Origin of the sequence: Catenulispora rubra (assembly GCF_015356825.1) — a bacterium.
Lineage (GTDB): Bacteria > Actinomycetota > Actinomycetes > Streptomycetales > Catenulisporaceae > Catenulispora > Catenulispora rubra.
Genome location: NZ_JAACYW010000416.1, coordinates 1 through 7,708 on the forward strand (window position 1 = coordinate 1; position 7,708 = coordinate 7,708).

Annotated in this window: 7 protein-coding genes; 6 read left to right on the forward strand and 1 reads right to left on the reverse strand. The window is 72.7% G+C overall.

The features are described from left to right. From GWK61_RS50800 to holA, 6 genes are all read left to right on the forward strand, one after another. Positions 1 to 205: ComEA family DNA-binding protein (locus GWK61_RS50800; protein ID WP_194921192.1), on the forward strand; the 205-nt coding region annotated here is incomplete at its 5' end. 4 nt (positions 206 to 209) lie between these two features. Further along, the gene (locus GWK61_RS50805; protein ID WP_194921193.1) at positions 210 to 1,751 is read left to right on the forward strand and encodes a ComEC/Rec2 family competence protein; all 1,542 of its coding nucleotides are present in this window, start codon (positions 210 to 212) and stop codon (positions 1,749 to 1,751) included. Beyond that, positions 1,748 to 2,854 (forward strand): ComEC/Rec2 family competence protein, encoded by a 1,107-nt coding sequence (locus GWK61_RS50810; RefSeq protein ID WP_194921200.1) that lies wholly within the window; start codon positions 1,748 to 1,750, stop codon positions 2,852 to 2,854. Before GWK61_RS50805 ends, GWK61_RS50810 begins: the two co-directional genes overlap by 4 nt. 132 nt (positions 2,855 to 2,986) lie before the next feature. After that, the gene (locus tag GWK61_RS50815) at positions 2,987 to 4,825 is read left to right on the forward strand and encodes a tetratricopeptide repeat protein (RefSeq protein WP_194921202.1); all 1,839 of its coding nucleotides are present in this window, start codon (positions 2,987 to 2,989) and stop codon (positions 4,823 to 4,825) included. A gap of 87 nt (positions 4,826 to 4,912) precedes the next feature. Then, positions 4,913 to 5,497 carry an HhH-GPD-type base excision DNA repair protein gene (locus GWK61_RS50820; protein WP_194921203.1) on the forward strand — a complete coding sequence of 195 codons (585 nt, stop codon included), beginning with the start codon at positions 4,913 to 4,915 and terminating at the stop codon, positions 5,495 to 5,497. 246 nt (positions 5,498 to 5,743) lie between these two features. After that, positions 5,744 to 6,739: a DNA polymerase III subunit delta gene (gene holA / locus GWK61_RS50825; protein ID WP_228564331.1), complete on the forward strand. Its 996-nt coding sequence runs from the start codon at positions 5,744 to 5,746 to the stop codon at positions 6,737 to 6,739. A 150-nt stretch (positions 6,740 to 6,889) separates the two neighbouring features. Here the strand turns inward: holA and GWK61_RS61645 are convergent. After that, positions 6,890 to 7,708: amidohydrolase family protein (locus GWK61_RS61645; RefSeq protein WP_228564332.1), on the reverse strand; the 819-nt coding region annotated here is incomplete at its 5' end.

Consider the following 7,708-nt stretch of genomic DNA (forward strand, 5'->3'; position numbering starts at 1 on the left):
GGGCAAGCCTGCGCAGCCGGTGAATCTCAATACTGCGACGTTGGAGCAGCTGGAGTCTGTGCCGGACGTTGGGCCTTCGCTGGCGCAGCGGATTCTGGACTGGCGGACCGAGCATGGGCGCTTCGCGTCGGTGTCGCAGTTGCGGCAGGTGCGGGGGATTGGCGAGCGGAAGTTCGCGGACATGCGCGATTCGGTGACGGTGTGACGCGATGAGCCTGACCGTCACCTTCCGCTCCGTCGAGCACGACCAGCGCCCTCGTCGTGACCTGCGGCTTGTGCCGATCCTGATGGCTGCGTACGTGGCGGCTTTCGTCGGCGACGGATTCGCCACACGGGCCGTGCTCCTGCTCTGGGCAGGATGCGCCATGGCCGGTGCTGGCCTGCTGCTCCGCAGTGGCAACAACATCAGCAACAACGCCAGCACCCGAACGCGCACCCGCACCCGCCGCCGCACCCTCGCCGCAGCATGCTTCGTCGCGGCCGGCGCCGGGACCGCCGCCACCACGCGCACCATCGCCACCCACACCGGGCCGCTCCCGCGACTCGCGGCGGCGCGTGCCCACGTCACCGTCGAGGCCGTCGTCACCGACGACCCCCACACCGCGACCTCCGCGCGCGGGCCGTTCGCCGTCGTGCCGCTCCGCATCGAGCGCGTCAACGAGTTCGGGACGCGGCTGCCCGCGACCGCGCTCGCGTCCGACCCCGACGCGTGGCGGTTCCTGCCCTCCACCCGCGTGCGTATCACCGGGCGCCTCCGTCCCGCGCACGACGACACCCCCGACGCCGCCACCCTCTCCGTGCACCGCCCGCCCGAAGTCCTGGCCGGGCCCGACCGGCTCCAGCGGCTCGCCGGACGGCTCCGCCAAGCCCTGCGCGACGCCTGCGCCGGTCTGCCCGCCGACCCGCGTGGGTTGGTGCCGGGACTGGTGATCGGCGACGTGTCGCAGGAGCCGGAGAGCCTGGCCACCGCGTTCCGTGATACCGGACTGACGCACCTCACTGCGGTGAGCGGCGAAAACCTCGTCTTCGTGCTGACGGCGGCGATGCCGATCGCCCGCCTCGCCGGCGTCCGAGGCAGGTTCCTGACCCTCACCGGCCTGGCCGTCGTCATCGGCTTCACCGTCCTGGCCCGCCCCGAACCCTCGATGGTCCGCGCCAGCGTGATGGCCGTCCTCGGCCTGCTCCTGGCCGCCGTTGGCCGCCGCGCGCGAGGCCTGCCGCTGCTCTGCGCTGGCGGCACGCTGCTGCTCCTGTTCGACCCCTGGCTCGCGCGCTCCTACGGCTTCGCGCTCTCGCTGTCCGCGACCGCCGGGCTCTTCGTCCTGGCGCCGGGGTGGCAGCAGGCGCTCACCGACCGGCGCGTGCCGCACCGCATCGCCGAGTCGCTGGCCTGCACCGCGGCGGCCGAGACCTTCTGCCTGCCGATCCTCGTCACCTTCACCGCCGCGATCACGCCGCTCTCGCTGCCCGCGAACCTTCTCGCGGAGTTCTGCGTCGGGCCGGCGACCGTGCTCGGGGCTGCGGCCCTGCTCGCCGCGTCCGTCTGGCTGCCGCTGGGGCGGGCGGTGGCGTGGCTGGCGCAGTGGCCCACCGACGGGATCGTGGCGGTCGCGCGCTACGGATCCCGGCTGCCCGGCGCGACCGTCGCCTGGCCCGACGGGCTGGCCGGGGCGCTGGCGCTGCTGGCGGTCTACGCGCTCGTCTTCCTGATCACGGCTGCGGTGACCCACCACAAGGAGGAGGCGTCATGAACGAGCAAGGACCCTGGATATCGCCCGGCTCATGGCCTGACGGAGGACGCCGCCGCGGGTACGACCCCGGCTGGCGCGGCCTGGAGAGCTCCGAAAGCCGCGGAGGGGATGGCTTTCGGGGCGGCCCGACCAGCTCCGGCGCTCGGATGATCGCAGCGGCGGCAGCCCTTCTGCTGGTGCTGATATCCATCGGCGTCGCGGTGTTCGTCATCCGCGGCCGCACCGCCGCCTGGCCGCCGCCCAACTGGATCTTCGCAGCCTGCGACGTCGGCCAGGGCGACGCCTTGGCGCTCGCCGTGGGCCCGGCCGAGGCCGTCGTCGTCGACACCGGCCCCGATCCCGCCAAGGCCGACCACTGTCTGACACTGCTCGGGATCCACAAGGTCCCGCTGGTGGTCCTGACCCACTTCCACGCCGACCACATCGACGGCGTCCCCGGCATCCTGAAGGGGCGCAAGGTCACCGAGATCGAGACCACGAACGACCCCGACCCGCCCAAGGGCGCCGCCGAAGTCGCCTCCTGGGCCACGTCGGCAGGCGTCAGCACCTCGGTGGCGGCGGCCGGCGAGCACCGCCGGTTCGGCCCGGTGTCCTGGGACGTCCTGTGGCCGGACCCGACCGCGAGCCCGCCGACGCCACCTCCACCGCCGCCCGAATCCGCCCGCAAGAGCCGCCGAAAAGGCCGCCACCAGGCACGAGCCTCGCCACGCGGCGGCGGCGAGGAGGGCTCCGGCCCGAACAACTCCAGCGTCGTGCTCCAGGTGACGGTCGCGACCCGGGACGGCCCGCTCCGGCTGCTGCTCACCGGCGACATCGAGCCGCCGTCGCAGGCCACGATCCTCGCCGCGCATCCGGATCTCGCCGCCGACGTCCTGAAGGTGCCGCATCACGGTTCGGCGCATCAGGACCCGGACCTGTTCGCCGCCGTGCATCCCCGGGTCGCTGTCATCTCGGTCGGCAGGGGTAACACCTACGGCCATCCGTCGCCGCGCACCGTCGCGCTGGCCTCGGGCGCCGGGGCGCGCGTCTTCCGTACCGACGAAGACGGGCAGGTCGTGCTCTTCGGGACCGCCGGTCGGCTGCGGGTGGCGATACGCCACTAGCCGCCACCCCCAGCCAGTTGTCACGGATAGTCATAAAAGCGAAAGGAGAAGAAAAGGGCTGTCGCTGCGCGTCATAGCTTGTGGATAGTCTCGTGCCCCTATCCGACGCCGAGTCTGGAGGGGAGCCGGCTCATGGACGCGCACGGCACTCAGAACGAACACGCCGACCAGCACACCCACACCCACACCAACGCCTGCGACACCGGGTGCTGCGAGCGCCTGGAGGCCGAGGGGGAGGTCGCGGTCGCGCGGCTGATCCTCGACGGCGGCGACCCCGGGCACGCCGCCAACCACGTGTCCGGCGCGATCGGGACCGACCCCTCACTGCCGGAGGCGCACGAGGTGCTGGCCGAGCTGGTGGCGCGGGTCGGCGGTCCGGTGGCGGCCCTGGAGCTGTTCCCCGCGGACTCCCGCTACACCGGCGAGCTCGCGTGCCGGGCCAGCCTGCTGGCGGGCCTCGGCCGGCTGGACGAGGCCGTGCTGCTGCTGGCCGGCGTCATGGGTGCGGCGCCGGCCCGGCCGTGGGCCGCGGTGGCGTGGATGGCGGACCCGGAGCTGCCGTCCCGGCTGAGCCCGCAGTCGCTGACGCAGGCCGTGCTGCGGCTGTGCCAGGGCTTGGGCGACCCGGTGTCGGAGGAGGAGCTGGCGGCGCTGGTCCACTTCTACGTGGTCGTGCAGGCCGTGGTGGCGCGCGGCGACGACGCGCAGCTCGCCGCCGTCGCCTCCGGCCTGGCCCGGCGGCTCGGCGACACCGAGCTGGCCGTGGAGTGGGGCGAGGCCGCGATCTGGGACGGGGCCGGGACGATGGGGGCGATCATGCTCGGCAACGCCCTGCGCCGCGCCGGTCGGATCGACGAGACCATCGAGCTGTGGACGCGGACGATCGAGCAGGATCCGTCGCAGACGTACCTCGTGGTCGACCTGGCCGAGCTACTGGCCTACGCCGGGCGGCGCCCCGAAGGCCTGGCGCTGCTGGAGAAGCTGGTCGCGGTCGAGCCGGAGCACGAGAAGGCCATGCCGGCCCTGCTCGGCATGCGGTTCGAGGCCGACGGCGACACCGCGCACCTGCTGGAGCTCACCGACTACCACCGTGCGCACCCCGAGCACGACTACGCCCGCTACCTGGTCGGCCACCACGTCCAGCGGCTGCCGTGGCTGGGCCGGGTGATCGGCGGCACCGAGTCCTGCATCAACCTGCTGCGGCAGCTGATCGGGCAGGACGACCTCGGCGTGTCCGGGCAGATGTCGGTGTCGATCATCGAGCCGCCGAGCGCGATCAAGACGCTGCGGCTGGTCATTCCGGGGCTGCAGGTCGGGTTCGTGGAGGCCGGCGACCCCGACCCGCGCCTGCCGGCCGCCGACGTCGCGATATCCGTGTGGCGGTACGAGGACTGCGACGCGGTCCCGGCCGTCGGGCCGCCGTCCGAGCAGGCCGCCGCGCTGGTGCGGGACCTGGCCACGCCGAACTGGCCGGGGCCGACGTCGCTGTACGACCACGCGGTCGCGCTGGCCGGCGTGCCGGTCGCGGACCTGCTCGGCGTGCTGGTGCACCCGCCGGTGCCGCAGGACGCGCCGTGGCCGGACGGGTTCGCGATGGAGGTGCCGGACTACTGGGTGCGCTCGGTGCAGACGATCGCGTGCGTCGGGATCGCGCATCACGGCGCCGACCAGCCGTGGGTGGGCTCGGAGCGGCGCCGGATCCTGGTGGAGCTGCTGAACGGTCCGGAGGACTGGGTCTGCGAGGCGGCCGGGATGGCGCTGGTCGCGGTGGCGTGGGCGTTCCCGGAGACGCGCGAGGACGTTCTGGAATGGCTGCTGAACCGGCTGAGCCTGTTCATGCAGGTGGCTGAGAAGCGTGCCGTGACGGTGCTGGGGTCGATGTGCCACCTGGTTTTGGCCTGTCCGTGGTTGGAGCCGAAGGGGCGGGCGTTCATCGCCGATGTTCTGGCGCGGATGGGGTCCGAGGACTGAGGCGCGAGGATTAAGGCTCCAGGATTCGGTGCCTCGAACGGACCAGAACCGTCAGTGGCACGGCGGCGGTTCTGTCAGGCTGGAGGCATGGTGACGTTGCATCTGGCCCAGGATCCCGACGCCGACGCTTTCCTCGCGGAGGATCCGTTGGGGGTACTCACCGCGATGCTTCTGGATCAGCAGATCCCGATGGAGAAGGCGTTCTCGGGGCCTTATGCGCTGGCCACGCGCCTCGGGGTGGAGCGGCTGGACGCGGAGCAGATCGCGGGGTACGACCCGGAGGAGTTCGTGGCCGTGTTCTCCGAGGTGCCGGCGATCCACCGGTTCCCGAAGGCGATGGCCGAGCGGACGCAGAAGCTGGCGCGGGCCGTGGCCGAGGAGTACGGCGGCGACGCCTCGGCGGTGTGGACCGGCGCGAAGGACGGTGCCGACCTGCTGAAGCGGGTCGCGGCGCTGCCCGGGTACGGGAAGCAGAAGGCGCAGATCCTGGTGGCGCTGCTGGGGAAGCAGTTCGAGGTGACGCCGAACGGCTGGCGGGAGGCGGCTGGGGACTACGGCGTGAAGGGCTCGACGCGGTCGGTGGCGGATGTCCTGGATGCGGCGAGTCTGGTCAAGGTGCGGGCTTTCAAGAAGGAGATGAAGGCCGCGGCCAAGGCCAAGGACGAGAAGTAGGCAAGGTCAGGGTCGACTGGGCAGCCAGCAGCCAGCAGCCAGCAGCCAGCAGCCAGCAGCCAGCAGCCAGCCGCTGGGCAGTCGGGCGAGCGCGCGGCAGGTCGGGCGAGCGTGAAGCAGGCTGGGCGAACGTGAAGCAGGCTGGGCAAGGGCGAGACAGGCCGGGCGAGCGTGAAGCAAGCTGGGCGAGCGTGAGACAGGCCGGGCAATAGGGACTTGTCACCGGGCCGTGCCATGCTTGACCCGATGCCAGCCCAAGTCGCCGCCGCGCCCCAGCTCGTCCTCGTCGTCGGGGCCGAGGAACTGCTCGTCGACCGTGCCGTGGCGCGGATCGCGGCCGCGAAGCGTGCCGTCGACCCGGACACCGAGACGCGGGATCTGACGCCGGGGAACTTCAGCCCGGGGACGTTCGCCGAGCTGGTGAGCCCGTCGCTGTTCGGCGAGAGCCGGGTCGTGGTGGTTCAGTCGGCGCAGGACCTGGCCGCCGACGACGCGGCGATGCTGACCAGCGTGCTGGACGGGCTCGCCGACGAGATCACGCTGGTGGTCGTGCACAACGGCGGCGTGAAGGGCAAGGCGCTGCTGACCGCGGTCGAGAAGGCCGGGGCGGCGCGGGTGGACGTCGCGAAGGTGACCAAGCCGGCCGAGCGGATCGGCTTTCTGCGGGACGAGTTCAAGGCGGCCCGGCGGCAGATCACCGAGGAGGCGGCGCGCGCGCTGCTGGACGCGGTCGGCAACGACCTGCGGGAGCTGGCGGCCGCGGCGTCGCAGCTGATCTCCGACACCACCGAGGACGGCAAGGCGCCGATCGACGAGACGGTGGTCGCCAGGTACTACAGCGGCCGCGCGGAGGTGTCCGGCTTTACCGTGGCCGACCTGGCGGTCGACGGCCGGACCGCGCAGGCCCTGGAACAGCTGCGCTGGGCGCTGGCGACCGGGACCGCGCCGGTGCTGATCACCAGCGCGCTGGCGGCCGGGGTGCGCTCGGTGGCGCGCGTGGCCTCGGCGCCGCGCGGGGCGCGGCCGGCGGACCTGGCGCGCGATCTGGGGATGCCGCCGTGGAAGATCGACAAGGTACGGCAGCAGGTGCGCGGCTGGACGCCGGACGGGATCGCGACCGCGCTGCTGGCGGTGGCGGAGGCGGACGCCGCGGTGAAGGGCGGCGGGGACGATCCGGCTTACGCGCTGGAGCGGTGCGTGGTGACGGTGTGTCAGGCGCGGGGGCAGGGCGTTCGGGGCTGAGGGCTGGCCTGGTGGCGCGGCGGTTGGGCAGATTTGGCGGATCGCGGTTGCTCGGGATCGGGCGCGGCTGAGCGGACCCGAAACCGGTCGCAGCCGCGCGTCAGGGGTCTTCGGCGCGGCCGCGCGAGCAGTGTCGCTGCGTTCTGCGTTCTACTTCGCGGGCAGTCGGCCGGTGACCAGCTTGGCGAGGTTCAGCACGTCGGTCTGGGCGTTGGCCGCCGAGCCCGACTCGACGAAGGTCACCGTCACGTCCAGTCCGCCGCGCAGGATCTCGATCTTGCAGTGCTGCAGGCCGCTGCTCTGGTCGGTGGCGACCTGGATCCCGGTCTTGTCCGAGTTCCCGAGCGCGCCTTCGTCCTGGTACTGCGCGTCGGTCGCCAGGGTCGAGACGTGGTTGCCGAAGTCGGTCTCGGCCTGCTGGCTGTCGCCCTTGTAGTTCGACGCCTGGACCCGCAGCTCCGAGCTCCCGGTGTCGACCAGCCAGTCCTTGTCGAAGGTGGTGGGGTCGTCGGTCGAGTCGTCGGTCGGGGCCGAGGCGGTGGGCGTCGTGTGCAGGTACTGCGCGGCGTCCGCGTCGGTGACCAGGCTGGAGAGCGGGAACGTGGCGGGGATCGGGGTCAGCGCGCCGATGCCGCCGGTGCCGCCGGTGCCGCCGAGCGTGCCTCCGGTGGTGCCGCCGCCGGTGCCGCCCGACGAGCCGCCGGAGCCGCCGGAGCCGCCGGAGCCACCGTTGGAGGCGACGATCGCGATGCCGCCGCCGACCACGACCACCGCGGCGATGCCGACCGCCGCTATCAGGCCGTTGCGGTTCTTCTTGGGCGGCGCGGGGGGTATCGGGGCGCCGGCCCACTCGCCGCGCTTCATGACGCCGCACACTTCCAGTTCCTCGTCGAGCACGACCAGGTCCGCGAACTTGCCGACCTCGATCGAGCCGATCTCGTGGTCCAGGCTCAGGGCGCGCGCCGGGGT